At 68.3% G+C, this 25193-nt stretch carries 19 protein-coding genes and 2 pseudogenes; 13 read left to right on the top strand and 8 right to left on the bottom strand.

What is annotated here, in order from left to right:
• The first annotated feature begins 18 nt into the window (after positions 1-18).
• On the top strand, positions 19-936 hold the full coding sequence (locus BN118_RS12125; protein ID WP_010930045.1) for a LysR family transcriptional regulator: 918 nt from the start codon (positions 19-21) through the stop codon (positions 934-936).
• A 128-nt stretch (positions 937-1064) separates the two neighbouring features.
• Here the strand turns inward: BN118_RS12125 and serB are convergent, their stop codons facing one another.
• Both serB and mfd read right to left on the bottom strand, forming a co-directional pair.
• Positions 1065-1925 (bottom strand): phosphoserine phosphatase SerB, encoded by an 861-nt coding sequence (serB, locus tag BN118_RS12120; RefSeq protein WP_010930046.1) that lies wholly within the window; start codon positions 1923-1925, stop codon positions 1065-1067.
• A gap of 35 nt (positions 1926-1960) precedes the next feature.
• A complete protein-coding gene (mfd, locus tag BN118_RS12115) occupies positions 1961-5416 on the bottom strand; it encodes a transcription-repair coupling factor (protein WP_010926959.1) in 3456 nt (1151 codons plus the stop codon).
• A 29-nt stretch (positions 5417-5445) separates the two neighbouring features.
• Here mfd and ispD point away from each other — a divergent pair, with 29 nt between their 5' ends.
• From ispD to BN118_RS12100, 3 genes are all read left to right on the top strand, one after another.
• Positions 5446-6129 (top strand): 2-C-methyl-D-erythritol 4-phosphate cytidylyltransferase, encoded by a 684-nt coding sequence (gene ispD / locus BN118_RS12110; RefSeq protein WP_003813895.1) that lies wholly within the window; start codon positions 5446-5448, stop codon positions 6127-6129.
• Positions 6126-6614, top strand: coding sequence for a 2-C-methyl-D-erythritol 2,4-cyclodiphosphate synthase (gene ispF, locus BN118_RS12105; protein WP_003813893.1), 489 nt, complete (start codon positions 6126-6128; stop codon positions 6612-6614). The genes ispD and ispF overlap by 4 nt, the downstream gene beginning before the upstream one ends.
• Before the next feature lie 98 nt (positions 6615-6712).
• The gene (locus tag BN118_RS12100) at positions 6713-7663 is read left to right on the top strand and encodes an IS481-like element IS481 family transposase (RefSeq protein WP_005012067.1); all 951 of its coding nucleotides are present in this window, start codon (positions 6713-6715) and stop codon (positions 7661-7663) included.
• Here the strand turns inward: BN118_RS12100 and BN118_RS12095 are convergent.
• Both BN118_RS12095 and pepN read right to left on the bottom strand, forming a co-directional pair.
• Positions 7660-8679: a class 1 fructose-bisphosphatase gene (locus tag BN118_RS12095; RefSeq protein WP_003813068.1), complete on the bottom strand. Its 1020-nt coding sequence runs from the start codon at positions 8677-8679 to the stop codon at positions 7660-7662. The two genes, BN118_RS12100 and BN118_RS12095, sit on opposite strands and share 4 nt — an antisense overlap.
• A gap of 9 nt (positions 8680-8688) precedes the next feature.
• The gene (gene pepN, locus BN118_RS12090) at positions 8689-11397 is read right to left on the bottom strand and encodes an aminopeptidase N (RefSeq protein ID WP_014905891.1); all 2709 of its coding nucleotides are present in this window, start codon (positions 11395-11397) and stop codon (positions 8689-8691) included.
• Positions 11398-11544: 147 nt separating this feature from the next.
• Here pepN and BN118_RS12085 point away from each other — a divergent pair, with 147 nt between their 5' ends.
• From BN118_RS12085 to BN118_RS12075, 3 genes are all read left to right on the top strand, one after another.
• Positions 11545-12192, top strand: coding sequence for a DUF4136 domain-containing protein (locus tag BN118_RS12085; protein WP_014905890.1), 648 nt, complete (start codon positions 11545-11547; stop codon positions 12190-12192).
• Between the two features lie 98 nt (positions 12193-12290).
• Positions 12291-13241 carry an IS481-like element IS481 family transposase gene (locus tag BN118_RS12080; protein ID WP_005012067.1) on the top strand — a complete coding sequence of 317 codons (951 nt, stop codon included), beginning with the start codon at positions 12291-12293 and terminating at the stop codon, positions 13239-13241.
• A 102-nt stretch (positions 13242-13343) separates the two neighbouring features.
• Positions 13344-13928, top strand: coding sequence for a nitroreductase family protein (locus BN118_RS12075; RefSeq protein WP_010931084.1), 585 nt, complete (start codon positions 13344-13346; stop codon positions 13926-13928).
• A gap of 69 nt (positions 13929-13997) precedes the next feature.
• On the opposite strand, the gene argH is transcribed toward BN118_RS12075, so the two are convergent.
• Complete coding sequence (argH, locus tag BN118_RS12070) at positions 13998-15419, bottom strand: argininosuccinate lyase (protein ID WP_003812010.1); 1422 nt, start codon at positions 15417-15419, stop codon at positions 13998-14000.
• A gap of 107 nt (positions 15420-15526) precedes the next feature.
• Between argH and BN118_RS12065 the strand changes: the two genes are divergently transcribed.
• From BN118_RS12065 to BN118_RS12055, 3 genes are read left to right on the top strand one after another with little or no spacing between them, the layout of a single operon-like run.
• Positions 15527-16873: a mechanosensitive ion channel family protein gene (locus tag BN118_RS12065; protein WP_014905889.1), complete on the top strand. Its 1347-nt coding sequence runs from the start codon at positions 15527-15529 to the stop codon at positions 16871-16873.
• 38 nt (positions 16874-16911) lie between these two features.
• Positions 16912-18546 (top strand): NAD+ synthase, encoded by a 1635-nt coding sequence (locus BN118_RS12060; RefSeq protein ID WP_014905888.1) that lies wholly within the window; start codon positions 16912-16914, stop codon positions 18544-18546.
• Between the two features lie 43 nt (positions 18547-18589).
• Positions 18590-18928, top strand: coding sequence for a P-II family nitrogen regulator (locus BN118_RS12055; protein ID WP_003812004.1), 339 nt, complete (start codon positions 18590-18592; stop codon positions 18926-18928).
• Between the two features lie 24 nt (positions 18929-18952).
• Here BN118_RS12055 and BN118_RS12050 read toward each other — a convergent pair whose 3' ends face one another.
• A complete protein-coding gene (locus tag BN118_RS12050; RefSeq protein WP_014905887.1) occupies positions 18953-19327 on the bottom strand; it encodes a pyrimidine dimer DNA glycosylase/endonuclease V in 375 nt (124 codons plus the stop codon).
• 85 nt (positions 19328-19412) lie between these two features.
• Here BN118_RS12050 and BN118_RS12045 point away from each other — a divergent pair.
• Positions 19413-19786, top strand: a pseudogene (locus tag BN118_RS12045) (RNA-binding S4 domain-containing protein).
• A gap of 116 nt (positions 19787-19902) precedes the next feature.
• Positions 19903-21839, top strand: a pseudogene (locus tag BN118_RS12040) (PhoX family protein).
• Positions 21840-21951: 112 nt separating this feature from the next.
• Here BN118_RS12040 and BN118_RS12035 read toward each other — a convergent pair.
• Both BN118_RS12035 and BN118_RS12030 read right to left on the bottom strand, forming a co-directional pair.
• Positions 21952-22497 (bottom strand): ATP-binding protein, encoded by a 546-nt coding sequence (locus BN118_RS12035; protein ID WP_003811996.1) that lies wholly within the window; start codon positions 22495-22497, stop codon positions 21952-21954.
• 72 nt (positions 22498-22569) lie between these two features.
• The gene (locus tag BN118_RS12030; protein WP_003811986.1) at positions 22570-23451 is read right to left on the bottom strand and encodes a LysR family transcriptional regulator; all 882 of its coding nucleotides are present in this window, start codon (positions 23449-23451) and stop codon (positions 22570-22572) included.
• A gap of 107 nt (positions 23452-23558) precedes the next feature.
• On the opposite strand from BN118_RS12030, the gene ggt reads away from it, so the two are divergent.
• Positions 23559-25187, top strand: coding sequence for a gamma-glutamyltransferase (gene ggt, locus BN118_RS12025; RefSeq protein ID WP_010931080.1), 1629 nt, complete (start codon positions 23559-23561; stop codon positions 25185-25187).
• The last annotated feature ends 6 nt before the right edge of the window (positions 25188-25193 follow it).

Genomic DNA, 25193 nt, shown 5'->3' with positions numbered 1-25193 from the left:
AATTTAAGTTATGATGCCATGAACGTGACCTTCAGGCAGTTGACCGCCTTCATCGAGGTCGCAAGCAGCCGCAGCTTCTCGCAGGCGGCGCAGGCCTTGCACGTGACGCAGCCGGCGCTGACGGCCATGATCCAGAAGCTGGAGACCCAGCTTGGAGTCGTCCTGTTCACGCGTACGCGCCGGGGCGCCGAGCTGACCACCACCGGGCGCGAACTGCTGCCGGAGCTGCAGCGGATCCTGGCCAATCTCGAGGTCGTGATCGAGGATGTGCGTGGTGCCGCCTCGCCGCGCGGCGGCACCGTCACGCTGGCGTGCATTCCGTCGCTCAGCAACACCTGGATCCCATCCCTGATCGCGCGCGTGGAGCAGGCCTATCCGCGCATCAAGGTGATCCTGAAGGACGCCATGACCGAAAACCGCAGCATTCACGAGATGCTGAGAACCGGCGATATCGACTATGGCGTGGGCAGTCCGTCGGTCGAGCAGGATGGATTGGAGTTCGACCTGCTGGCGCACGATGAACTGGTCGCGGTCGTGCCGCAGGATCATCCCCTGGCCAGGCGCACACTGGTCCGCTGGAGCGAGTTGGCGGAATCGCCCTTGATAGGCATGAGTTACCAGAGCCACGTGAGGATGCTGGTCGACGAAGCCTTCGCGGCCAACGGCATCTCGAAGCGTCCCAAGCGCGAGGTGAGCCTTATCACCACCGCCATCGGCATGGTGCGGGCAGGGCTGGGCGTTTCCGTTCTGCCCACCACCGCCATCGAGGTATGCAACGTCGCCGGGCTGAAGGTATTGCGGCTGCATGCGCCGCGGGTGCGCCGTCCCCTGGGGTTTCTGCACCTGCCGACGCGCAGCCTGAGCCCGGCCGCGCGGCTGCTTCTGCGGTTCGTGAAGGATGCGGGCCCCATTCCGCTGGGCAAGCAGCCGGAGTAAGGCGCGCGGGCCGGCCGGGCGGCGGGAGGCCGTCGCGAGGCGCCTGTCCCCGCCGGGACAGATACCGTCTTGGCCGTCAAGTGTTCATGGGTGCCTGTCCCCGCGGGGACAGGCACCCTATGTGTGGCTTACTTCTCGAACCAGTTCAGCACGCCGTCCAGGCCGCATACGTTCAGGGCGTAGGGCGTTTGCTCGCGCACGATGGGCTTGGCGTGGTAGGCGACGGCGAAGCCGGCGCGGGCCAGCATCTTGAGGTCGTTGGCGCCGTCGCCGATGGCGATGATCTGCTCGGGACGGGCCGACAGGCACTGCGCCAGCGCGGCCAGGTGCGCGGCCTTGGCGTCGCCGTCGAGAATGTCGCCCAGCACGCGTCCGGTCAGCTTGCCGTCGGCGTCGACTTCCAGCGTGTTGGCATGGGCGTGGTCCAGCCCCAGGCGTTCGCGCAGCCGCTCGGTGAAGAAGGTGAACCCTCCGGAGACCAGCAGGGTCTGGATGCCGGCCGCCCGGACGCTGGCCAGCAGGCGTTCGGCGCCCGGGTTCAGGCGCAGCTTCTCGGCGTACACGCGTTCGAGCGCGGCGGCCGGCGCGCCGGCCAGGAGCGCCACACGGCGGCGCAGGCTTTCCGAGAAGTCCTTGATTTCGCCGCGCATGGCGGCTTCCGTGATCTGGGCCACCTGGGCCCCCACGCCGGCGACGGTCGCGATTTCGTCGATGCACTCGATGTTGATCAGCGTCGAGTCCATGTCCATCGCCAGGATGCGGCAGTCGGCCAGCGCCAGGCCCGCGGGCACGAAGGCGGCGTCGACGCCGTGCGTTTCGGCCCAATGCCGTACCTGGGCGCGCGTGTCGCCATCCTGCTGTACGTCGAGCAGGCGGGCCGCGGTGGTGCTGATGCGCGTCACGCCTTGGGCCTGGGCCAGCGCCGCCAGCTGTTCGGCGTGTTCGGCCGCCAGGGCGGGAGACTGGATGACGAGGTGATGGATAGTCATGGATCGAGGATTCCGGGCCGCGCCGAGCGCGGCGGTTATTTCAGTGCGCGCAGGACGGCGCGCACGGCGTCGGCGCGGGCGGCGATCTGAGGCGCCTTGATCTCCACCCGCAGTTTGTCCTGGCCGGACAGCTTGATATGGCGCTGGCGCTGCACCAGCTCGATGATGCGCAAGGGGTCGACCGTGGTCTTGGCACCGAACTGCAGCAGGGCCTGCGTTTCGCTGGCATCGATCTTGACGATGCCCAGCGGTTGCGCGGCCAGGCGCAGGCGGTGCGTGGCCAGCAACGTCTGCGCGGCTTCGGGCAGTTTACCGAAACGGTCGATGAGTTCTTCCTGGATGCGGATCAGGTCGTCTTCGCCGTCGGCATGCGACAGGCGCTTGTAGATGGCCAGGCGGCCATGCACGTCGGGACAGTAGTCCGACGGCAGCAGCGCCGGCGCGTGCAGGTTGACTTCGCAGGCCAGGTTGAAGGGCGCGTCCAGGTCGGGCTCCTCGCCCGCCTTCAGCGCCCGCACCGCTTCGTTGAGCATCTCGTTGTACATCGAGAAGCCCACCTCTTGGATGTTGCCCGATTGCGAGTCACCCAGGATTTCGCCGGTGCCGCGGATTTCCAGGTCGTGCATGGCCAGGTAGAAGCCCGAACCGAGCTCTTCCATGGCCTGGATGGCCTCCAGGCGCTTCTTGGCGTTGTTCGTGATGGCATCCTCGCCCGGCGTCAGCAGATAGGCGTAGGCCTGGTGGTGCGAGCGTCCGACGCGGCCGCGCAGCTGGTGCAGCTGCGCCAGGCCGAAGCGGTCGGCGCGGTGGATGACGATGGTGTTTGCGGTGGGGATGTCGATGCCGGTTTCGATGATGGTGGTGCACAGCAGCACGTTGTGGCGCTGCTGGTAGAAGCCCTTCATGACCTGTTCCAGCTCGCGTTCGGGCATCTGGCCGTGGGCGACCGCGATGCGGGCCTCGGGCACCAGTTCTTCGAGGCGCGCCCGCCGGTTGTGGATGGTCTCGACCTCGTTGTGCAGGAAATACACCTGGCCGCCGCGCTTGAGCTCGCGCAGCAGCGCTTCGCGTATGGTGCTGCCGTCCTCGCGCCGCACGAAGGTCTTGATGGCCAGCCGCTTCTGCGGCGCCGTCGCGATCACGGAGAAGTCGCGGATGCCTTCCAGCGACATGCCCAGCGTGCGCGGGATCGGGGTGGCCGTCAGGGTCAGCACGTCGACCTCGGCGCGCAGCGCCTTGAGGGTTTCCTTCTGGCGCACGCCAAAGCGGTGTTCCTCGTCGATGATGACCAGGCCCAGCCGCTTGAAGCGCACGTCCTTGGACAGGATCTTGTGCGTGCCGATGACGATGTCCACGCGGCCGTCGTTGATGCCTTCGACGGCGGCGGCCACCTCCTTGGCGGAGCGAAAGCGCGACAGCTCCACGACGCGCACCGGCCAGTCGGCGAAGCGGTCGGAAAACGTCTGGGCATGCTGCTCGGCCAGCAGGGTGGTGGGGCACAGCAGCGCGACCTGCTTGCCGTTGGCCACGGCCAGGAAGGCGGCGCGCAGCGCGACCTCGGTCTTGCCGAAGCCCACGTCGCCGCATACCAGCCGGTCCATGGGGCGGCCCGAGGTCATGTCCATGATGACGGCCTGGATGGCGGCCGCCTGGTCGGGCGTCTCCTCGAAGCCGAAACCTTCGGCGAAGGCTTCGTAGTCGCTCATGGGCAGCTTGAAGGCATAGCCTTCGCGGGCGGCGCGCTGCGCATACAGGGCCAGCAGTTCGGCCGCGGTGTCGCGCACCTGCCTGGCCGCCTTGCGGCGCGCCTTGTCCCATTGGCCCGAACCGAGCTGGTGCAGGGGGGCGGCGTCCGGGTCGGCGCCGCTGTAGCGGGCGATGACGTGCAGCTGCGACACGGGCACGTACAGCGTGCTGCCGCTGGCGTATTCGAGATGCAGGAACTCCATCTCGCCTTCGCCCATGTCCATGTTGACCAGCCCGTGGTAGCGGCCGATGCCGTGCTGGGCGTGCACCACCGGGTCGCCGGCGCGCAGTTCGGCCAGGTCGCGCACCATGGCTTCGACATTGCTGGTGCGTTCCTGGGTGCGCTTGCCGCGCCGGGTGACGCCGGCATGGCCGGGGTAGAGGTCGTTCTCGGTCAGGAACAGCAGGGCGCCGCCGGGCACGCAGAAGCCGGCCGACAGCGGCGCCACGGCCAGGCCGAAGCGCGCGCCGTCGTCCAGGAAGGCCTGGATCGAATCGGCCTGCGCCTCGGGCGCCAGGCCGTGTTCGCCCAGCATTTGCGCCAGCGTCTCGCGCCGGCCGGCCGAATCGGCGCACAGCAGCACGCGGTCGCCGGTCTGCGCCAGCAGCGCGCGCAGGCGCGCCACGGGGTCGTCGGCGCGGCGCGCCACGGCGACATCGGGCGCGGCGGCGAAGTCCGGATGCGGCCGCTCCGCCATCAAGGCCAGGCGCGGGAAGTCTTTCAGGCGCGCGAACAGCGCCTCGTGGTCGAGGAACAGGGTGTCCGGCGGCAGCACCGGCCGTTCGCGGTCGACCTTGAGAAAGTCGTAGCGGCTGCGGGTGTCATGGGCGAAGCGCTGCATGGCGTCGTCGATGTCGCCCACCGTGACGGTGATCGTGTCGGCCGCCAGGTAATCGAACAGGGTGGCGGTCTGCTCGAAGAACAGGGGCAGGTAATACTCGATGCCGGCGAACGCGATGCCGTTGCCGATGTCCTTGTACGGCAGGGCGCGGGAGGGGTCGCCTTCGAACACTTCGCGAAACCGCGCCCGGAAGCGGTTGCGCGCCTCTTCGTCCATGGGAAACTCGCGGCCGGGCAGCAACTGCACTTCGCCCACCGGATACAGGCTGCGCTGCGTGTCGACGTCGAAGCTGCGGATCGATTCGATCTCGTCGTCGAACAGGTCCAGCCGGTAGGGCACCACCGAACCCATGGGAAACAGGTCGATCAGGCCGCCGCGCAGGCAGAATTCGCCCGGCGCGGTGACCTGGGTAACGTGGCTGTAGTTGGCCAGCGTCAGCTGCGCGCGCAGGGCCGCTTCGTCGAGCCGGTCCTTCTGCTTGAACGAAAACGTATACGCGGCCAGGAAGGCGGGCGGCGCCAGGCGGTACAGGGCGGTGGTGACCGGCACGGTCAGGATGTCCACGCCCTGGTTCATGAGCGCGTGCAGCGTGCGCAGGCGTTGCGAGATCAGGTCCTGGTGGGGCGAGAACGCGTCGTAGGGCAGGGTTTCCCAGTCGGGCAACTGGCGCACGCGCAGTTCGGGCGCGAATTGCGGGATTTCATCGGCCAGCCGCTGGGCCTCCAGCGGGTCGGCCGTCAGCACCACCAGCGGCTTGCCGGCCTGGCGCGCCAGGTCCGCCAGCAGCCATCCGTCGCCGGATCCGGGCGGGCGGGGCTGCGTAAAGCGCGCTCCCGGCTTGAGGGCGGACAGGGTGGTGGCGGTGGCGGGGATGGGCACGGCGGGCGGAGTGAGATCAGGCATCAGGGCAAAGATTATAAAATCACCGCAACATGTCCGAGTCCCTGATCGCTATCGTGCCGGCCGCCGGCATCGGCGCGCGCGCCAGCCTGCCCGGCGAGGCGGCCGTTCCGAAACAATATCGCCCGCTGGCCGGGCAGCCCATGCTGCGCCACGCGGTGCGCGCCCTGCTGGCCGATCCGCGCATCGTCCAGGTGCGCGTGGCGGTCAGCGCCGGCGACGGCTGGGTCGAGCAGGCGCTGGCTGGCCTGCCGCGTACCGTATGGCGCCCATGCGGCGGCCCGAACCGCGCCGACACGGTGGCCGCCGCCCTGGCCGACAGCGGGGCGGCCGCCGACGACTGGATACTGGTGCACGACGCCGCCCGGCCGGGCTTGCCGGCCGCGGCGCTGGCGCGCCTGATCGACGCCTGCCTGGACGATGCGGTTGGGGGCCTGCTGGCCCTGCCGGTCGCCGATACCGTCAAGGCGGGCCGGCAGCGCGTATCGCGCACCGTCGATCGCGACGGCCTGTGGCTGGCCCAGACGCCGCAGATGTTTCGCGCCGGCTTGCTGCGCGACGCGCTGGCGCGCGCGCGGGCCGCGGGCCTGGCCGTTACCGACGAGGCGTCGGCGGTGGAGGCGGCCGGCCATGCCCCGCGCCTGGTGGCGGGCGCGTTGCGCAATTTCAAGGTGACCTGGCCCGATGATTTCGAACTGATGGAAAAATGGCTATGAATATCCCGTTTCGCGTAGGGCAGGGCTTCGATGTGCACGCGCTGGTCGAAGGCCGGCCCTTGATCATCGGGGGCGTCACCATCGCCCACACGCACGGCCTGCTGGGGCATTCCGATGCCGATGTCCTGTTGCATGCGGTGACCGATGCCCTGCTGGGCGGGGCCGGCCTGGGCGATATCGGCCGCCATTTTCCCGATACCGACCCGGCCTACCGCGGCGCCGACAGCCGGGTGCTGCTGCGGGCGGCGTTCGACAAGGTTCGCGCGGCGGGCTGGGCGCCGGTCAACGTCGACGCGACCATCCATGCGCAGGCGCCCAAGATCGGCCCGCACGCGGCCGCCATGGTGGCCAACATTGCCGCCGATCTGGCGTTGGACGCCGGCGCGGTCAACATCAAGGCCAAGACCAACGAAGGCCTGGGCTACCTGGGCCGCAAGGAAGGGATTGCCGCCAACGTGGTGGTGCTGCTGGCGCGCGCCGGCTAGTTGTGAAGATTCAATAGGTTGTATGCATGGTTCATCCGAACCGGATTTGAGAAACTGGAAATCGCCACCCCCCCAGTTCACTCAAGGAGCCCGGCCGGATGAACACCCATAAGCATGCCCGATTGACCTTCCTACGTCGACTCGAAATGGTCCAGCAATTGATCGCCCATCAAGTTTGTGTGCCTGAAGCGGCCCGCGCCTATGGGGTCACCGCGCCGACTGTGCGCAAATGGCTGGGCCGCTTCCTGGCTCAGGGCCAGGCGGGCTTGGCCGATGCGTCCTCGCGCCCGACGGTCTCGCCCCGAGCGATTGCGCCGGCCAAGGCGCTGGCTATCGTGGAGCTGCGCCGCAAGCGGCTGACCCAAGCGCGCATCGCCCAGGCGCTGGGCGTGTCAGCCAGCACCGTCAGCCGCGTCCTGGCCCGCGCCGGTCTGTCGCACCTGGCCGACCTGGAGCCGGCCGAGCCGGTGGTGCGCTACGAGCATCAGGCCCCCGGCGATCTGCTGCACATCGACATCAAGAAGCTGGGACGTATCCAGCGCCCTGGCCACCGGGTCACGGGCAACCGACGCGATACCGTTGAGGGGGCCGGCTGGGACTTCGTCTTCGTGGCTATCGATGACCACGCCCGCGTGGCCTTCACCGACATCCACCCCGACGAGCGCTTCCCCAGCGCCGTCCAGTTCCTCAAGGACGCAGTGGCCTACTACCAGCGCCTGGGCGTGACCATCCAGCGCTTGCTCACCGACAATGGCTCGGCCTTTCGCAGCCGCGCCTTCGCCGCGCTGTGCCATGAGCTGGGCATCAAGCACCGCTTTACCCGACCTTACCGCCCACAGACCAATGGCAAGGCCGAACGCTTCATCCAGTCGGCCTTGCGTGAGTGGGCTTACGCTCACACCTACCAGAACTCCCAACACCGAGCCGATGCCATGAAATCCTGGCTACACCACTACAACTGGCATCGACCCCACCAAGGCATCGGGCGCGCTGTACCCATCTCCAGACTCAACCTGGACGAATACAACCTATTGACAGTTCACAGCTAGCTGGCGTGCGCTTCGGCGTGGTAGCGCCCCACGCGCTCCACCTCGTTCTTCGAACCCAGGATCACGGACACGCGCTGGTGCAGCTTGTCGGGCTGGATATCCAGGATGCGCCCCGTGCCGTCGATGGCCGCGCCGCCGGCCTGCTCGACGATCAGGCCCATCGGGTTGGCTTCGTACATCAGGCGCAGCTTGCCGGCCTTGCCCGGCTCGCGGGCATCCCAGGGATACATGAAAATGCCGCCGCGGGTCAGGATGCGATGCACGTCGGCCACCATGGAGGCGATCCAGCGCATGTTGTAGTCCTTGCCCAGCGGGCCCGTCTTGCCGGCCAGGCATTCATCGATGTAGCGCTTGACCGGCGGGGCCCAGTGGCGCATGTTGGACATGTTGATGGCGAATTCCTTGGTGTCCTCGGGGATGCGCATCGATTCGTGCGTCAGCACCCACGAACCCATCTCGCGATCCAGCGTGAACCCCACCACGCCATTGCCGATGGTCAGCACCAGCATGGTCTGCGGACCGTAGACGGCGTAGCCGGCCGCCACCTGCTGGCTGCCCGGCTGCAGGAAGTCCTGCTCGCAGACGTCGGCGCCGGCCACCCTGTGCGGCGCGCGCAGCACCGAGAAAATGGTGCCGATCGACACGTTGACGTCGATGTTGGACGAGCCGTCCAGCGGATCGAACAGCAGCAGGTACTCGCCCTTGGGATAACGGTTGGGGATCAGATGGATGGTTTCCATTTCCTCGGACGCCATCGCGGCCAGGTGGCCGCCCCACTCGTTGGCTTCGAGCAGGATTTCGTTGGACAGCACGTCCAGCTTCTTCTGCACTTCGCCCTGCACGTTCTCGCTTTCCAGGCTGCCGAGCACGCCGCCCAGCGCGCCTTTGCTGACAGCGTGGCTGATGGCCTTGCAGGCGCGCGCCACCACTTCGATCAGCAGGCGCACTTCCGGGCCGAGCGCCTGGGCCGAGCGCTGCTGCTCGACCAGATATTGGGTAAGGGTTTTACGTTTCAAGAGTAGCTCCTAAGCAGCCAGATCCAAGGCTTTCGATACGATTTCCTGTACGTTGCGCGACAGCCCGGCATGCGCGCGCACATGCGCCAGCGCGGCCTGCATGGCGCCGCGCAGCGGCTCGGCAAAGCGCGCCCAATTATCCAGGCCGCGCGCCAGGCGGGCGGCGATCTCCGGATTGAGCGCGTCCAGGGCGAGCACCTGCTCGGCCCAGAAGTCATAGCCGCGGCCGTCTGCGCGATGCATGCCGCGGGCGTTGTTCAGGCAGAACTGGAACACCAGCGCGCGGGCGCGGTTGGGATTGCGCAGCGTAAAGGCCGGGTGCGCCATGAGGGCGCGTACCGCGTCGATGTCGGTCGAGCGCGCGGTGGCCTGCAGCGTGAACCATTTGTCGACGACCAGCGGGTCGTCGCGCCAGCGTTCGTAGAACGCCGCCAGCGCCGCCGCGGCGCTGTCCGGAGCGCCGAAATTCACCAGCGCCGACAGAGCCGCCATGCTGTCGGTCATGTTGTCGGCCTGGTCGTACTGGGCCTGCGCCAGGGCTTGCGCGTCCGCGCTTTCGGCGGCCATCAGATGGCTCAGCGCCTGGTTCTTCAGCGCGCGCCGGCCGGCCGGGCCGGCCGCCGGGCTGTAGGCGCCCGGCGTCTGGTTGGCGTCGAACGCCGCGCGCCAGGGGGCGGCCAGTTGGCGGCCCACCTCGGCGCGCAGGAAATCGCGCGCCACGGCCAGGGCGGGCGGGTCGATCTGCTCCATGCGCTCGGCCAGGGTTTTTTCCGAGGGCAACGCCAGGGCGCGGGCCCGATAGGCCGCGTCCAGCGTCGGGTCGGTCAGCAGGGCGCGCCAGGCCGCGATGAAGGCCGGGCGCACGGCCAGCGGCTGGCCGGCCTGATGGCTGGCCGTCAGCGCGAGGATCTCGCGCGTGGCCAGTTCCTGGCCTGCTTCCCAGCGGGCGAATGGATCCGTGTCGTGCGCCGACAGCAGCGCCAGGTCGGCGTCGCTCCAGTCGTATTCGACGATGACCGGCGCCGAGAAGCCGCGCAGCAGCGACGGCACCGGCATGTCCGGCACCTGCTCGAACGTCCAGCTGGCGCGCGCCTCGGTCAGTTCGAGCAGCACGGTGTCGCGCGCCGGCTGGCCGTTCAGGTGCAGCGGCAGCGCGCGGCCCTGCGCGTCGAGCAGGCCGATCGCGAAAGGAATGTGGAATGCCTGTTTGGCGAAGTCGCGTCCGGCGCGTTTCTCCACGCCGACCGGGGCGCAGCGCTGGGTCAGCGTGACGGTGCAACGGCCGCTTTGCGCGTCGTGATCCAGCTTGACGCTGACGCGCGGCGTGCCCGCCTGGCTGTACCAGCGGCGAAACACCGACAGGTCGCGGCCCGGATTGCGCGCGGCGTAGACCGATTCCATGGCGGCGACGAAATCGTCGCAGGTCACGGCCTGTCCGTCGTGGCGCCGGAAGTACTCGTCCATGCCGGCGCGGAATCCCGGCTCGCCCAGCAGGGTGTGCTGCATGCGGATCACTTCGGCGCCTTTCTCGTACACGGTGGCGGTATAGAAGTTGCCGATCTCCTGGTAGCTGTCGGGCCGGATGGGGTGGGCCATCGGGCCGGCATCCTCGGGGAACTGGGCCGCGCGCAGCGTGACGACATCGTCGATGCGCTTGACCGCGCGCGCGCTCGCGGCGGCTTGCTCGTCCAGGCCGCGCGCCATCATGTCGGCGCTGAATTCCTGGTCGCGGAATACCGTCAGGCCTTCCTTGAGGCTCAACTGAAACCAGTCGCGGCAGGTGACGCGGTTGCCGGTCCAGTTGTGGAAGTATTCGTGGCCGATGACGGATTCGATGCCTTCGTAGTTGGCGTCGGTGGCGGTGGCCGGGTCGGCCAGCACATAGGCCGCGTTGAAGATGTTCAAGCCCTTGTTTTCCATCGCGCCCATGTTGAAGTCGCGTACCGCGACCACCATGAAGCGGTCCAGGTCCAGCTCCAGGCCGAAGCGCGACTCGTCCCAGCGCAGCGCGTGGCGCAAGGATTCCAGCGCCCATTCGGTGCGGTTCTCCGAACCGGGATCGCTGTAGACCTGCAGCAGCACATCGCGGCCCGATTGGGTGCGCACGCGCTCTTCGCGATGCGTCAGGCGGCCGGCCACCAGCGCGAACAGATAGCTGGGCTTGGGAAACGGATCTTCCCATTCCGCCTGCAGGCGGCCATCGGGCAGGGTAGCGGTGGCCAGCAGATTGCCATTGGACAACAGCACCGGATAATCGGGCGCCGCGCGCAGCGTCACGCGATAACGCGACATGACGTCGGGCCGGTCGGCGAACCAGGCAATGCGGCGAAAGCCCTCGGCCTCGCACTGGGTGAAGAAATTGCCGCCGGAGACATACAGCCCCATCAGGGTGGAATTGGCGGCGGGCCTGCAACGGCTGACAATTTCGACCGCCGAGCTGGGCGGCAGGCCGTGCAAGGTCAGGGTGGCGTCGTCCAGGACATAGCCGTCACGCGCCCAGTCGCGGCCGTCGACACGAATGGAAACCAGCTCGAGCGCTTCGCCGTCCAGCACCAGCGGCGCATCGTCCCGGGCATCGGCCTTGCGCGCCACCTGCATGAGGCAGCGCACGGTGGTCGAGGCGGGATCCAGGTCGAATTCCAGCGCCACGTCGGCGATGGTATACGGATAGGGCTGATAATCCTTGCGGTATACGGTGACGGGCGTGTCTGTGCGCATGGCCTACGAAACAGATGATGGACAATGCGGGTATTGTAGATGCAGCGCCGCATGCCCCCGCATTGCTCAGGTACCCAAATGAAACCTTCGCCCGGCGCGGCGGTCGAAGGAATATCCGGTTTGCGTCCGGCCTGGAGGGCCGCAGTCATGTTCAGTATTCATGCGTATTCGCGCCTGGCGCGGCTGGCCGGGCTGGCCGGGCTGGCGGCCCTGCTGGCGGGCGCGGCGCTGGTGGCCGGGTGCGCCGCGCCCAGCGTGTCGGCGCGCGTCACCTCGTTCCAGCAATGGCCGGACGGCGTTGCCGGACAGACCTACCAGTTCGCGCCTGAAAGCGGGCAGCTCAACAATCTCGAATATCAGTCCTATCAGGACATGGTGCGCGCCGGTATCGGCGCCACCGGCCTGGTTGAGGCGCGCGAGGGCCGGAAAGCGCGGTTTACGGTGTCCTTCCGTTATGGCTCCGCGCAGACCCAGGTTATGGTGCGGCGCGCCTATGATCCCTATTTCTACGGCGGTTATGGCGGTTATTACGGGCCGCGCTGGTGGGGCGGTGGAGTCGGGTATTGGGGGCCGGAATGGGTCGACGTGCCCACCGTGGCGTATCGCAATAGCCTGAGCCTGGAAATCCGCGATACCGCGCGCGGCGGCGCCGAAGTCTATCGATCGACCGCGTACATTACCAGCGGGCGCGACGACCTGCTGGGCGCCATGCCGTATCTGGTGCAGGCAATATTCGACAATTTCCCGGGCAATAATGGCTCGGAACGCGAGATCGAGTATCCGCTGGCCCGCTAGGTGTGAAGATTCAATAGGTTGTATGCATGGTTCATCCGAACCGGATTTGAGAAACTGGAAATCGCCGATCCCCCAGTTCACTCAAGGAGCCCGGCCGGATGAACACCCATAAGCATGCCCGATTGACCTTCCTACGTCGACTCGAAATGGTCCAGCAATTGATCGCCCATCAAGTTTGTGTGCCTGAAGCGGCCCGCGCCTATGGGGTCACCGCGCCGACTGTGCGCAAATGGCTGGGCCGCTTCCTGGCTCAGGGCCAGGCGGGCTTGGCCGATGCGTCCTCGCGCCCGACGGTCTCGCCCCGAGCGATTGCGCCGGCCAAGGCGCTGGCTATCGTGGAGCTGCGCCGCAAGCGGCTGACCCAAGCGCGCATCGCCCAGGCGCTGGGCGTGTCAGCCAGCACCGTCAGCCGCGTCCTGGCCCGCGCCGGTCTGTCGCACCTGGCCGACCTGGAGCCGGCCGAGCCGGTGGTGCGCTACGAGCATCAGGCCCCCGGCGATCTGCTGCACATCGACATCAAGAAGCTGGGACGTATCCAGCGCCCTGGCCACCGGGTCACGGGCAACCGACGCGATACCGTTGAGGGGGCCGGCTGGGACTTCGTCTTCGTGGCCATCGATGACCACGCCCGCGTGGCCTTCACCGACATCCACCCCGACGAGCGCTTCCCCAGCGCCGTCCAGTTCCTCAAGGACGCAGTGGCCTACTACCAGCGCCTGGGCGTGACCATCCAGCGCTTGCTCACCGACAATGGCTCGGCCTTTCGCAGCCGCGCCTTCGCCGCGCTGTGCCATGAGCTGGGCATCAAGCACCGCTTTACCCGACCTTACCGCCCACAGACCAATGGCAAGGCCGAACGCTTCATCCAGTCGGCCTTGCGTGAGTGGGCTTACGCTCACACCTACCAGAACTCCCAACACCGAGCCGATGCCATGAAATCCTGGCTACACCACTACAACTGGCATCGACCCCACCAAGGCATCGGGCGCGCTGTACCCATCTCCAGACTCAACCTGGACGAATACAACCTATTGACAGTTCACAGCTAGCGCGGCGATGCCCTTGGCGCGCGGCCGGGAATAGGCCGGCCGGCCCCCTGCGCTGGGCTATGATGAGAATATGTTTTCTTCTCGTCGAGATTTTCCGCGCCTATGACCGTATCTCCCTTGCACGCGCTGACGTCGCGCCGTTCGATGAAGTTCCTGCGCGCGCCCGCGCCCAAGCAGGACGAACTGGAGCAAATCCTGCAGGCCGCCATGAGCGCGCCCGACCATGGCGCGCTGCGCCCGTGGCGGTTCGTGCTGATCCGGGGCGATGCCATCGGCCGGCTGGCCGACCTGGCGATCGAGGCGGTCAAGCGCAGCGGCGACAAGCGCATGACGCCCGAGAAAGAGAAGTCGGTGCGCGAATGGGCCGCCGGCGTGCCGCTGTTCATCGCCGTGGCGCAGAAGATTTCGCATGACAACACCCGCATTCCCGAGCAGGAACAGCTGCTGGCCACCGGCGCGGCGGTCATGAACATCCTCAACGCCGCGCACATGCTGGGGTACGGCGCGTTCTGGAGCACGGGCCTGGGCACTTACGTCGAGGACGTGCAGGACGCGCTGGGCCTGGACGCGATGGACTACCGCTTCCTGGGTTTCGTGGCCCTGGGCACGCCGGGCTGCGCGGTGCCGCCGGCGCAGCGCCCGGATTTCCGCGAGTTCGTGTCCGAATGGCAGGGCGTCACCGCCTGAGCGCGTCTGCGCGCGCGGCATGTAAAAACCCGGCGCGCAGGCCGAGTTTTTACATGGAGCGGGGCCGTGTCAGGCGCCGGCGGTCTCGGCCAGCACGCGCTGGGCTTCCTCGCGCACGCGCTCGGGGGCGGTGCCGCCGATGTGCTTGCGGGCGGCCACCGAGCCTTCCAGCGTCAGCACCTGGTGGATGTCCTCGCCGATGCTGGGATGGTAGGCCTGCAGGTCGGCCAGCGACAGGTCGGCCAGGTCGCAGCCGCGCTGCTCGCAGTCGCGCACCGCGTGGGCGACGATTTCGTGCGCGTCGCGAAACGGCAGGCCGCGCTTGACCAGGTAGTCGGCCAGGTCGGTGGCGGTGGCAAAGCCCTGCAGGGCGGCGGCGCGCATGTTGTCGGCCTTGACCTTGATGCCGCCGGCCATGTCGGCGAAGATGGTCAGGGTGTCGCGCAGCGTGTCGGCCGTGTCGAACAGGCCTTCCTTGTCTTCCTGGTTGTCCTTGTTGTAGGCCAGCGGCTGGCCCTTCATCAGGGTCAGCAGCGCCACCAGGTGGCCGTTGACGCGGCCGGTCTTGCCGCGCGCCAGTTCGGGGACGTCGGGGTTTTTCTTCTGCGGCATGATCGAGCTGCCGGTGCAGAAGCGGTCGGCCAGGTCGATGAAGCCCACGCGCGGGCTCATCCACAGCACCAGTTCCTCGGAAAGACGCGAGATGTGCGTCATGATCAGGGCGCCGGCGGCGCAGAATTCGATGCCGAAGTCGCGGTCGGAGACGGCGTCGAGCGAGTTGCGGCAGACGCCGTCGAAGCCCAGCGTGCGGGCCACGCGCTCGCGGTCGATGGGATAGCTGGTGCCGGCCAGCGCGGCCGCGCCCAGCGGCAGGCGGTTGACGCGGCGGCGGCAGTCGGCCAGGCGCTCGGCGTCGCGGCCGAACATCTCGGCATAGGCCAGCAGGTGGTGGCCGAACGTGACGGGCTGGGCCACCTGCAGGTGGGTGAAGCCCGGCATGATGGTGGCGGCGTTCTCCAGCGCGACCGTGGCCAGCGCGTGGCGCAGCTGGCGCAGCAGGTCGACCAGGGTGTCGATTTCGTCGCGCAGCCACAGGCGGATGTCGGTGGCGACCTGGTCGTTGCGCGAGCGGCCGGTGTGCAGGCGCTTGCCGGCGTCGCCCACGAGCTCCACCAGGCGCTTCTCGATGTTCAGGTGCACGTCTTCCAGGTCCAGCAGCCACTGGAACGAGCCGGCGTCGATCTCCGAGAGGATCTGCTGCATGCCGCGCTGGATGTCGGCCAGGTCCTGGGCCGAGATGATGCCTTGCGCGGCCAGCATGTCGGCGTGCGCCAGCGAGCCGCGGATGTCGTGGCGCGCCATGCGCTTGTCGAAATCGACCGAGGCCGTGTAGCGTTTGACGAGGTCGGAAACGGGTTCCGAGAAACGGGCGGACCACGCCTGCGCCTTGTTGGCGAACTGGTCCTGGCTGGAGTGGGAAGTATTTGCCATGATGCGGGCAATTATATAGGGCCGGCGCGCGCCGCGGCGGCGCCACGGAACGGCGCGCCGGCCGACTTGTCGGATAATCTGCACCATGGCGCTTTCAGGAGGATGCAGTGCTGCCGAAGGAATTGGAGAACGTGGTCGCCACGCTGGACAACTATGTGCCGGACACGGCATGGGGCCAGACGCTGGTCGGCATCGGCGTGCTGGTGCTGACGGCGCTGTTCGTCCAATGGGTGGTGGCGCGCGTCGTGCTGTATTTCGCCCACCGGCTGCTGGTGCTGAGCGGCCGCGAGGACTGGGACCGCGCCCTGAGCCGCCGCCGCGCCTACCAGAACTTCTGGTACGCGGTGCCGTTCGCGGTGGTCTCCATGGGCATAGAACTGGTGCCGCATGCCGAGCGCGCGGTCACCGTCGTGGGCCGGCTGTCGCACGCCGGGGCCTGGATCTGCGTGTTCGTGGCCTTCAGCGGCGTGCTCAGCGCCTGGCAGGATACCTATTCGGCCACCACGCGGGCGCAGACGCGCTCGATCAAGGGCTATATCCAGATCGGCAAGCTGATCCTGTGCGCGGTGGGGGCGGTGCTGGTGCTCTCCATCCTGCTGGACCGCTCGCCGCTGTGGATGATCTCCGGCCTGGGCGCGCTGTCGGCGGTGCTGCTGCTGGTGTTCAAGGACACGCTGCTGTCGCTGGTGGCCAGCACCCAGCTCACGTCCAACGACATGCTGCGCATCGGCGACTGGATCGAGATGCCGCAGGTCAACGCCGACGGCTTCGTCAAGGACATCGCGCTGCATACCGTCAAGGTGCAGAACTGGGACAACACGGTGACCACCGTGCCCACCTACAAGCTGTTTTCCGAAAGCTACCGCAACTACCGCCACATGTTCGAGCCGGGCGGGCGGCGCATCAAGCGCACCCTGCGGCTGGACGCGGCCAGCGTGCGCTTCATGAACGAGGAAGAGGGCGGACGGCTCAAGCGCTTCGTGCTGCTGCGCGACTACCTGCAGGCCAAGGAGGACGCGCTGCTGGAGGCCAACCGCCAGCTGGGCGAACTGGCCGAGGTGCCGGCCAACCGCCGCCGCCTGACCAACATCGGCACCTTCCGCGGCTATGCGCTGGCCTACCTGCGCCAGCACCCCGAGGTGCGCCAGGACATAGCCATGATGGTGCGCATGATGGAGCCGCAGCCCAACGGCATCCCGATCGAGATCTATTGCTTCACGGCCATCACCGCCTGGGTCGAGTACGAGCGCATCCAGGGCGACATCTTCGACCATCTGCTGGCCATCCTGCCCGAGCTGGGGCTGCGGCTGTTCCAGGAGCCCTCCGGCTCGGACCTGGGCAACCTGGCCGGCGGCATGCGCGAGGCGGCCCTGCACGAGTTCCGGCGCGAGCAGGTGGCCGCGGGCGAGGCGCCGCTGGCGCTGCGCGGCGACGGCGCCGCGCCCGTGCGATAATTTTTCTTTCCCTTTTTCCCATTCTGGAACCGTCGTTCATGAGCCTTGCCCGGGTTGGAATCGCGCAAATCAACGCCTGCGTCGGCGATCTCGCCGGCAACGCGGCCCGGGTGCTGCAAGCGGCGCGGCAGGCGGCCGGGCAGGGCGCCGACGTGCTGGTCACCCCCGAGCTGGTTCTGACCGGCTATCCGCCGGAAGACCTGCTGCTGCGTCCCCGGTTCATCCAGGAGCAGCAGGCCGTGTTCGAGCGGCTTTGCCAGGACCTGGCCGGCCTGGCCGGCCTGCATGTGGTGATCGGCCATGTGCTGGCGCGCCAGGACCGCCTGTACAACGCCGCCACGGTGGTGTGCGAAGGGCGCGTGCTGGGCAGCTACTGCAAGCGCGAACTGCCCAATTATTCGGTCTTCGACGAGCAGCGCTATTTCTCCGCCCATGGCGAAGCCTTCGGCTTTACCGTCAAGGGCGTGCGCTTCGGCCTGAACATCTGCGAGGACATCTGGTTCGAGCGCGCGCCGCGCGCGGCGGCGGCCGACGGGGCGCAGGTGCTGCTGGTGCCCAACGCGTCGCCCTACAACACCGGCAAGCAGGAAGAGCGCCTGTCGGTGGCGCGGCGCAGCGTGCAGGACACCGGTTGCGCCCTGATCTACGCCAACCTGGTCGGCGGCCAGGACGAACTGGTGTTCGACGGCGCGTCGTTCGCGCTGGACGCGCAAGGCCGCATGAGCGCCCGCCTGCCGGATTTCACCGAAGGCGTGAATGTGCTCGAGGTCGATGCGCGCAGCACGGTGCGCCCGGTGACCGAACAGGCCGCCGTGCAGCCCTACGGCCTCGAAGAGCAGGTCTGGAACGCGCTGGTGCTGGGCGTGCGCGACTACCTGGGCAAGAACGACTTTCCCGGCGCCATCATCGGCCTGTCGGGCGGCATCGATTCGGCCGTGGTGCTGGCGGTGGCGGTCGACGCCGTGGGCGCGGACAACGTGCGCGCGGTCATGATGCCCTCGCGCTATACCGCCGACATCTCCCTGACCGACGCCGCCGACATGGCCCGGCGCCTGGGCGTGCAATACGACGTGATCGCCATCGGCGAGGTGGTCGACCGCTTCGAGGCGGCGCTGGCGCCGCAGTTCGCCGGCCTGCCGGTCGACGCCACCGAGGAGAACATCCAGGCGCGCGCGCGCGGCACCTTGCTGATGGCGCTGTCCAACAAGACCGGCCGGCTGGTGCTGACCACCGGCAACAAATCCGAAATGACCACCGGCTATTGCACGCTGTATGGCGACATGGCGGGGGGCTTCGCCGTCATCAAGGACGTGCCCAAGACCCTGGTCTACCGCCTGGCGAACTGGCGCAACCAGCGCCAGCCCATCATTCCCGAGCGCATCATCACCCGCCCGCCGTCGGCCGAGCTGCGGCCCGACCAGACCGACCAGGACAGCCTGCCGCCCTACGACATCCTCGACGGCATCATCGAGCGCTACATGGAACACAACGCCTCGGCGGCCGATATCGTGGCCGCCGGCTTTCCGCGCGAGGCGGTCGGGCAGGTCGTGCGGCTGATCCGCATCAACGAATACAAGCGGCGCCAGGCCCCGCCCGGGCCCCGCATCACGCCGCGCGCGTTCGGCCGTGATTGGCGGTATCCTGTGACCAACGGATTCCGCGAGACGGTTTGAGGTCGGCGGGCATCCCATTCAGAAAAAGCCAGGACAGCACAACGTGAAACAAGTAACCGCCATCATCAAACCCTTCAAGCTGGACGAAGTCCGCGAAGCGCTGGCCGAGGTCGGCGTCAGCGGCCTGACCGTCACCGAGGTCAAGGGGTTCGGCCGCCAGAAGGGCCATACCGAGCTGTATCGCGGCGCCGAGTATGTGGTGGATTTCCTGCCCAAGATCCGCGTCGAGGTCGTGCTGGCCGACGACATGGTCGATCCGGCCATCGAGGCCATCGTCAAGGCCGCGCGCACCGGCAAGATCGGCGACGGCAAGATCTTCGTGACCCCGGTCGAACAGGCCATCCGCATCCGCACCGGCGAGAGCGACGAAGAGGCGCTGTAGGCGTTCGCGCCAGGCGCCGGGCCGCTAGGCCTTGCCGCCGCCGCGCGCGGCAATGCGCGCGCGGTTGAGCGCCAGGGCCTCCTCGGTCGGGGTCCGGTCGTTCCAGAACGGCGCGGGAATATCCGCAAAGTCCTCGCGCGTGACGCCGGCGAATGCCGGCCGATAGCCGCGGCGCCGCATTTCCTCGACCAGCGCGCGGTGCCGCCTGGCCAGATAGCCCAGGCGGGTGTAGAAGAACAGCAGATGGCCCTTGCCCAGCGTGTAGGCGGCCGGCTGCACCAGCGCGCCGCGCGCGGCGGCCTTGTGCGCCAGCGCGAAAACCCGCGGCAGTTCGCGGTATTCGGCGACCAGGTGCGGGCCGCTCAGTTCTTCGACGGGGACACAATTGATGCGGGTCAAGGCGGGGCTCCTGTGGGGGCGCGGCGGCGGCCATGACGGCCATCCGGCCACGCATTAGATCAGAAAGGCAGCGGAGCGACGGCAGATGGACAAGATACGGCTGGACAAATGGCTATGGGCGGCGCGCTTCTACAAGACGCGCAGCCTGGCGGTGCAGGAAATCGGCAAGGGCAGGTCAACGGGCAGCCGGCCAAGCCGGCGCGCGAGGTGGCGCCGGGCGACGTGGTGTGCATCCGCAAGGAAGATCCGCCCATCCATGTGCGGGTCTGCGCGGTCAGCGGCGTGCGCGGTCCGGCGCCGGTGGCGCGGCAGCTGTACGAGGAAACGCCGGAAAGCGCGGCGGCGCGCGAGCGGGCCGCCGAGATGCGGCGGCTGGCGCCCGAGCCCGCCATGGATATCGTCGCCGGCCGTCCGACCAAGCGCGACCGCCGCCTGATCGACAAGTGGCGCGACGCTTAGGACATCGGCAGGGCGGGGCCGGGCGCCTCGCGCAGTGCAGCGGAATTGTCATCGCGGATCGCTAGGATGCGGGGGGTCATACCCACGCCACCACGCGATCCGGAGGGAATACTGGCATGCACGAACCGACGATGAGCAAGCGCCGCCTGGTGCTGAAGATGCTGGGCGGCGCGCCCATGCTGCCGCTGGGCGCCGTGGGCGCGGCCACGCTGCTGGCCGGCTGCAGGGCCGGCGCCGACGGCGCACGGGCCGCCGCGCGCGGCGCCGGGCCGCGGGGCGATTTCGCGGCGGCCGCCTTCACGTCCATGGCCGCGCCGTCGCTGGACGCGCCGGAAAAAATGGCCGTCACCACCGTCGAGTCGACCCTGGAGGTCAGCTTCAGCGACGGCGGCAGGCAGACGTTCCAGCTGAGGTACGAACCGTTCTTCATGACCGGCGACAGCGTGCCCGATGGCCAGGGCGCGACCCTGGTCGCGGGCGGCTATCTCGATATCCATGGCCGACCCATCATGGACAGCTCGGTGCCCGGCAAGGCGCGCCAGTTCTTTTCCGACTGCCCCGACGGCATGTCCCTGCTGGCCCTGCCGTCGGCCCGGGTGCCGGGCGTCAAGGGCAATACGGTGTTCGCCGTGGTGCAGTTCGAGTACGCCTCGCACAACCAGAAGGGCGAGTCCATGTACGGCCTGCTGCCGTCGCCCATCGCGGTGCTGACCCTGGCGCAGGATCCGGCCACCGGCAGGCTGGCGCTGGTCAAGTACAGCCCGGTCGATACCGCCCCGGCCCACGGCCTGTGGATCACCTGCGGCGCGAGCCTGTCGCCGTGGAACACCCATCTGGCCAGCGAGGAATACGAGCCGGACGCGACCACCGCGCGCGCCTCGGCGCAGTTCCAGGGCTTCAGCCGCAACCTGTACGGCGATGCGGCCAAGGCCAATCCGTATCACTATGGGCACCTGCCCGAAGTGGTGGTCCACCCGGACGGCACCGGCACCATCAGGAAGCACTATTGCCTGGGCCGCATCTCGCACGAGCTGATCCAGGTCATGCCCGACCAGCGCACCTGTCTGATGGGCGACGACGCCACCAACGGCGGGCTGTTCATGTTCGTGGCCGACCGCAAGGCCGATCTGTCGGCCGGCACGCTTTACGTCGCCAAGTGGCGCCAGACCTCGGGCGAGGGCCCGGGGGCCGGCACGCTGGGCTGGATCAACCTGGGCCATGCCCGCAGCGCCGACATCGAGGCGCTGGCCGATACCCTGACGGCGGCCGACATCATGGACGTGCGCACCGCGGATCCGGGCGACCCGGCCTTCAAGGCGATACGCGTCAACGGCAAGGCCAACTGGGTCAGGCTGGCGCCGGGCCGCGAGCAGGCGCGGCCTTCCTGGAAACGCACCGCTACGCGGCCCTGGCGGGCGGCACGATGGCGTTTTCCAAGATGGAAGGCACCACCGTCAATGCGCGCGACCGCATCGCCTACAGCGCCATGTCGCGCATCGAGACCTCGATGGTGGACGGCACCTCGCCCGACCTGCGCGTGCAGGGCCCCGAGCCGGGCGCGGTGTACGCGCTGAACCTGCGCGGCGGCCAGCGCGATAGCGCCGGCACGGCGATCGACAGCGAGTGGGTGCCGGTGGACATGGCGGCGGTGCCGGCCCTGGTCGGCGAGAAACTGGCCGCGCCCGACGCCCTGGGCAACCGCCACCACGCCGACCGCATCTCCAATCCCGACAACATCAAGTTTTCGGAGAAGCTGCGCACGCTGTTCATCGGCGAGGACAGCAACGGCCACGTCAACAACTTCCTGTGGGCCTACAACGTCGACAGCGGGGCACTCTCGCGCATCCTGTCGTGCCCGGCCGGCGGCGAGTCCACCGGCCTGCAGGCGGTCGACGAGATCAACGGCTGGACCTACATCACCAGCAACTTCCAGCACGCCGCCGACTGGGGCGGCGTCCACGCCGTCGTGCGCGCCACGCTGGACCCGCTGGTCAAGGCCAGCTACCGCGACGGCTTCGGCGCCTCGGTGGGGTATATCACGATAAAGCCGTAACTCCCGGTGCCTGTCCCCGACAGTGTGCCTGTCCCGGCGGGGACAGGCACCCTGGCCGCAGGTGTCGCTCTCCCGCGGGGACAGGCACCTTGCGCCCCCGCACCTGCCGCGGTCAGCCTGGCGCCCAGCGGGCCAGGTCCAACGCCAGCGCGCCGGCCTGCAATCGCCCGGCGATCTCGTCCGCGATCTCGGCGGCCGGCCGGCCCGCCGTGACGACGCGGTGGCCGGCCAGGCTGCCGGCCGCGCGGAACGCATCGTGCATGGTCCGCACCATCGACGCCTGTCCGGGCCCGCTGCGCTGCTCGACGCGCGCCAGGGCTTCGTCCAGGCCGATATCCAGCAAGGCGTAGGCGGCCGGGCAGCGCGCCGCCTGCAATTGCGCGGCGATGAGGGGCAGGAACCACGGTCCGAAGATGCCGTCCAGGTAGACGCGATAGCCGTCGGCGGCGAACGACGCCGCGCTGCGGCATACCGCGCGGATGACCGCGGCGTTCTGGGCATCGGCCTGGGGGCGGTAGGGCGGGATGGGGTGGGCCGGAAAGCCATAGAACAGGTCGGACGGCAGGTGCAGGCCCTGCGGGTCGGCCTGCGCCAGCAGGCCGCACGCGGTGGTCTTGCCCGAACCGGGCGGCCCCGAGACGATGACGATGGGAAGCATGGATGGATTCCTGGAGACGGTGTGCACGGTGATAGTACGCGCGGGCGGGGGCGCTCGGGTCTGTCGCGGTTCTCAGCGGCCGAACAGCGCGCCGCACTGGGCGCAGATCTCGGCGGTGACGGCCAGCCGCGCGTGGTCGCGCCGCTCGATCATGCCGATGGCGCGCACCGCCGGGCCCAGTTCGGCGGGCAGGGGCAGCACGCGCAACTGCGGGCTGGCTTGCCAGTTGGCGCCGTTGAGCAGCGGCAGCAGGGTCACGCCCACCTCCTGGCGCACCAGTTCCACCAGGGTTTCGATGGCGTTGAGTTCGAGGAACTCGTTCAGGCCGCCGCCCAGCCGGCGCACGATGCGGTCGATCTGGCGCCCGGTGCGCTGGGTGCGGTCAAAGCGCAGGAACGGATTGGCGGCCAGCACTTCGCGCGCGTCGGCGCCGGGCGCGTGGGGGTGCGCCAGCACGACCAGCGGCTCTTCGTACAGGGGCGTCCAGCGCGTGCTGGCCATCTTGCGGCCGGCCTCGACCACCAGGGCCGCGTCCAGCTCGCCGGCCTCGACCTTGCCGGCCAGTTCGCTGGCCTTGCCGGAGAACACGCGCACGTCCAGCGCCGGATGATCGCGCTTCAACTGCGAAACCACCTTGGACAGGGTGCCCATGCACGACACGATGGCGCCCACCGAGACCGAGCCGGCCAGCTCGCCCGGCACGTTGCGCGGCGCCTTCAGGTGGTCGTATAAATCAAGCAGCCGCTTGATCTCCGGCACCAGTTCGCGCCCCGCCGCATTCAGGATGGCGAGCCGCCCGCCGCGGTCGAACAGCTCGCGGCCCAGCTCGGCTTCCAGCGCACGCATCTGGAAGCTGACCGCGGCCTGCGTCAGCGCCACCTGCTCGGCCGCTTCCGAGAACGTGCCGTGCTGCGCCACCGCCAGGAAGGTACGCAGGAACCGTATGCTACTCATAAAAATATTTTGAATGACGGAACAAAAAATCAAATTGATTTAATTAGATCACGAGAGTAACGTCATCGGGTTCAACTTGTGCCCGCGCTATCGATAGAGATCATCAGATGAAAGCCTTCAATTGGGTCAATCCGTACCCGTCCACCCGCATTCCCGTCTTCGCCCGCAATGTCGTGTCCACCTCGCACCCGCTGGCGGCGCAGGCCGGCCTGCGTATGCTGCTCAAGGGCGGCAACGCGGTCGATGCGGCCATCGCGGCGGCGGCGACCATCGTGCTGGTCGAGCCGGTGTCCTGTGGACTGGGCGGCGACTGCTTCGCCATCGTCTGGGATGGCCGGCAATTGCACGGCCTGAACTCGTCGGGCGTGGCGCCGGCGGCGTGGAATGTGGAGTATTTCAAGCGCAAGTACGGCACCGGCCCGGACGGGCTGGCCGTGCAGCCCAAGCGCGGCTGGGACGCCGTGACCGTGCCCGGCGTGGTGGCGGGCTGGGCCGCGCTGCACGAGAAGCTGGGCAAGCTGCCGTTCGAGCAGTTGTTCGAGCCCGCCATCGAGATCGCCGAGCGCGGCTATACGGTGCCGCCCGTGGTGGCGCACAAATGGGCCGCCGCGGCCGCCGAGCTGGGCGAGCAGCCGGGCTACGCCCAGGCGTTCATGCCCGAGGGGCGCGCGCCGCGGGTGGGCGAGCATTTCCTCTTCCCCGACGCCGCGTACGCGCTGCGACGCATCGCCGCCTCGGGCGGACGCGACTTCTACGAGGGCGAGCTGGCCGAGCGCATCGCCGCGTTCAGCAAGGAATGCGGCGGCGCCATGACGCTGGACGATCTGCGCAATTACCGCCCCGAGTGGGTCAAGCCGATTTCCCGCTCCTACCGCGGCTACGAGTTGCACGAGATCCCGCCCAACGGGCAGGGCATCGCCGCGCTGATCGCGCTGGGCATCTGCGAGCGCTTCGACCTGGCCGACATGCCGGTCGATTCGGTGCAGTCGCAGCATCTGCAGATCGAGGCCATGAAGCTGGCGTTCTCCGACCTGTACCGCTATGTCGCCGATCCGCGCAGCATGGAAGTCACGCCGCAGCAGATGCTCGATGACGCGTACCTGGACAGCCGGGCCAGGCTGATCGACCCGGACCGCGCCACGCATTTCGAGGCGGGGCGTCCGCATGCCGGCGGCACCATCTACCTGACGGCCGCCGACGAGAACGGCATGATGATTTCGTTCATCCAGTCCAACTACATGGGCTTCGGTTCGGGCGTGGTCGTGCCGGGCACCGGCATCAGCCTGCAGAACCGCGGCGTGGGCTTCTCGATGAACCCGGCCTCGGCCAACGTGGTGGAAGGCGGCAAGCGGCCGTTCCACACCATCATCCCGGGCTTCCTGACGCGCGGCGGCAAGCCGGTCATGAGCTTTGGCGTGATGGGCGGCGACATGCAGCCGCAGGGCCATCTGCAGACCGTCATCCGCATGCTGGACTACCACCAGCAGCCGCAGGCCGCCTGCTGCGCGCCGCGCTGGAAGGTCAACCGCGATTTCACGCTGGATATCGAGTCCACCATGAACCGCGCGACGGTCGAGGGGCTGAAGAACCTGGGCCACCGCCTCAAGGCGGTGGACGACCCGTACATGGACTTCGGCGCCGGCCAGTTCATCTGGCGCATGGCGGAAAGCGACAACGATCTCGGCTACGTGGCGGCCAGCGACAGCCGGCGCGACGGGCAGGCCGTAGGCTTCTGACGCGCC

Source organism: Bordetella pertussis 18323, from assembly GCF_000306945.1.
GTDB classification, from domain to species: domain Bacteria; phylum Pseudomonadota; class Gammaproteobacteria; order Burkholderiales; family Burkholderiaceae_B; genus Bordetella; species Bordetella pertussis.
This window is presented reverse-complemented; position numbering and strand designations above follow the sequence as displayed.

Coding starts and splice junctions, on each gene's coding strand:
- BN118_RS12085 (WP_014905890.1), top strand. CDS start 11,545: ATGTTCAGTATTCATGCGTATTCGCGCCTGGCGCGGCTGGCCGGGCTG.
- argH (WP_003812010.1), bottom strand. CDS start 15,419: ATGGCAAATACTTCCCACTCCAGCCAGGACCAGTTCGCCAACAAGGCG.
- ggt (WP_010931080.1), top strand. CDS start 23,559: ATGAAAGCCTTCAATTGGGTCAATCCGTACCCGTCCACCCGCATTCCC.
- pepN (WP_014905891.1), bottom strand. CDS start 11,397: ATGCGCACAGACACGCCCGTCACCGTATACCGCAAGGATTATCAGCCC.
- BN118_RS12060 (WP_014905888.1), top strand. CDS start 16,912: ATGAGCCTTGCCCGGGTTGGAATCGCGCAAATCAACGCCTGCGTCGGC.
- ispD (WP_003813895.1), top strand. CDS start 5,446: ATGTCCGAGTCCCTGATCGCTATCGTGCCGGCCGCCGGCATCGGCGCG.
- BN118_RS12080 (WP_005012067.1), top strand. CDS start 12,291: ATGAACACCCATAAGCATGCCCGATTGACCTTCCTACGTCGACTCGAA.
- serB (WP_010930046.1), bottom strand. CDS start 1,925: ATGACTATCCATCACCTCGTCATCCAGTCTCCCGCCCTGGCGGCCGAA.
- mfd (WP_010926959.1), bottom strand. CDS start 5,416: ATGCCTGATCTCACTCCGCCCGCCGTGCCCATCCCCGCCACCGCCACC.
- BN118_RS12100 (WP_005012067.1), top strand. CDS start 6,713: ATGAACACCCATAAGCATGCCCGATTGACCTTCCTACGTCGACTCGAA.
- BN118_RS12030 (WP_003811986.1), bottom strand. CDS start 23,451: ATGAGTAGCATACGGTTCCTGCGTACCTTCCTGGCGGTGGCGCAGCAC.
- BN118_RS12125 (WP_010930045.1), top strand. CDS start 19: ATGAACGTGACCTTCAGGCAGTTGACCGCCTTCATCGAGGTCGCAAGC.
- BN118_RS12035 (WP_003811996.1), bottom strand. CDS start 22,497: ATGCTTCCCATCGTCATCGTCTCGGGGCCGCCCGGTTCGGGCAAGACC.
- ispF (WP_003813893.1), top strand. CDS start 6,126: ATGAATATCCCGTTTCGCGTAGGGCAGGGCTTCGATGTGCACGCGCTG.
- BN118_RS12075 (WP_010931084.1), top strand. CDS start 13,344: ATGACCGTATCTCCCTTGCACGCGCTGACGTCGCGCCGTTCGATGAAG.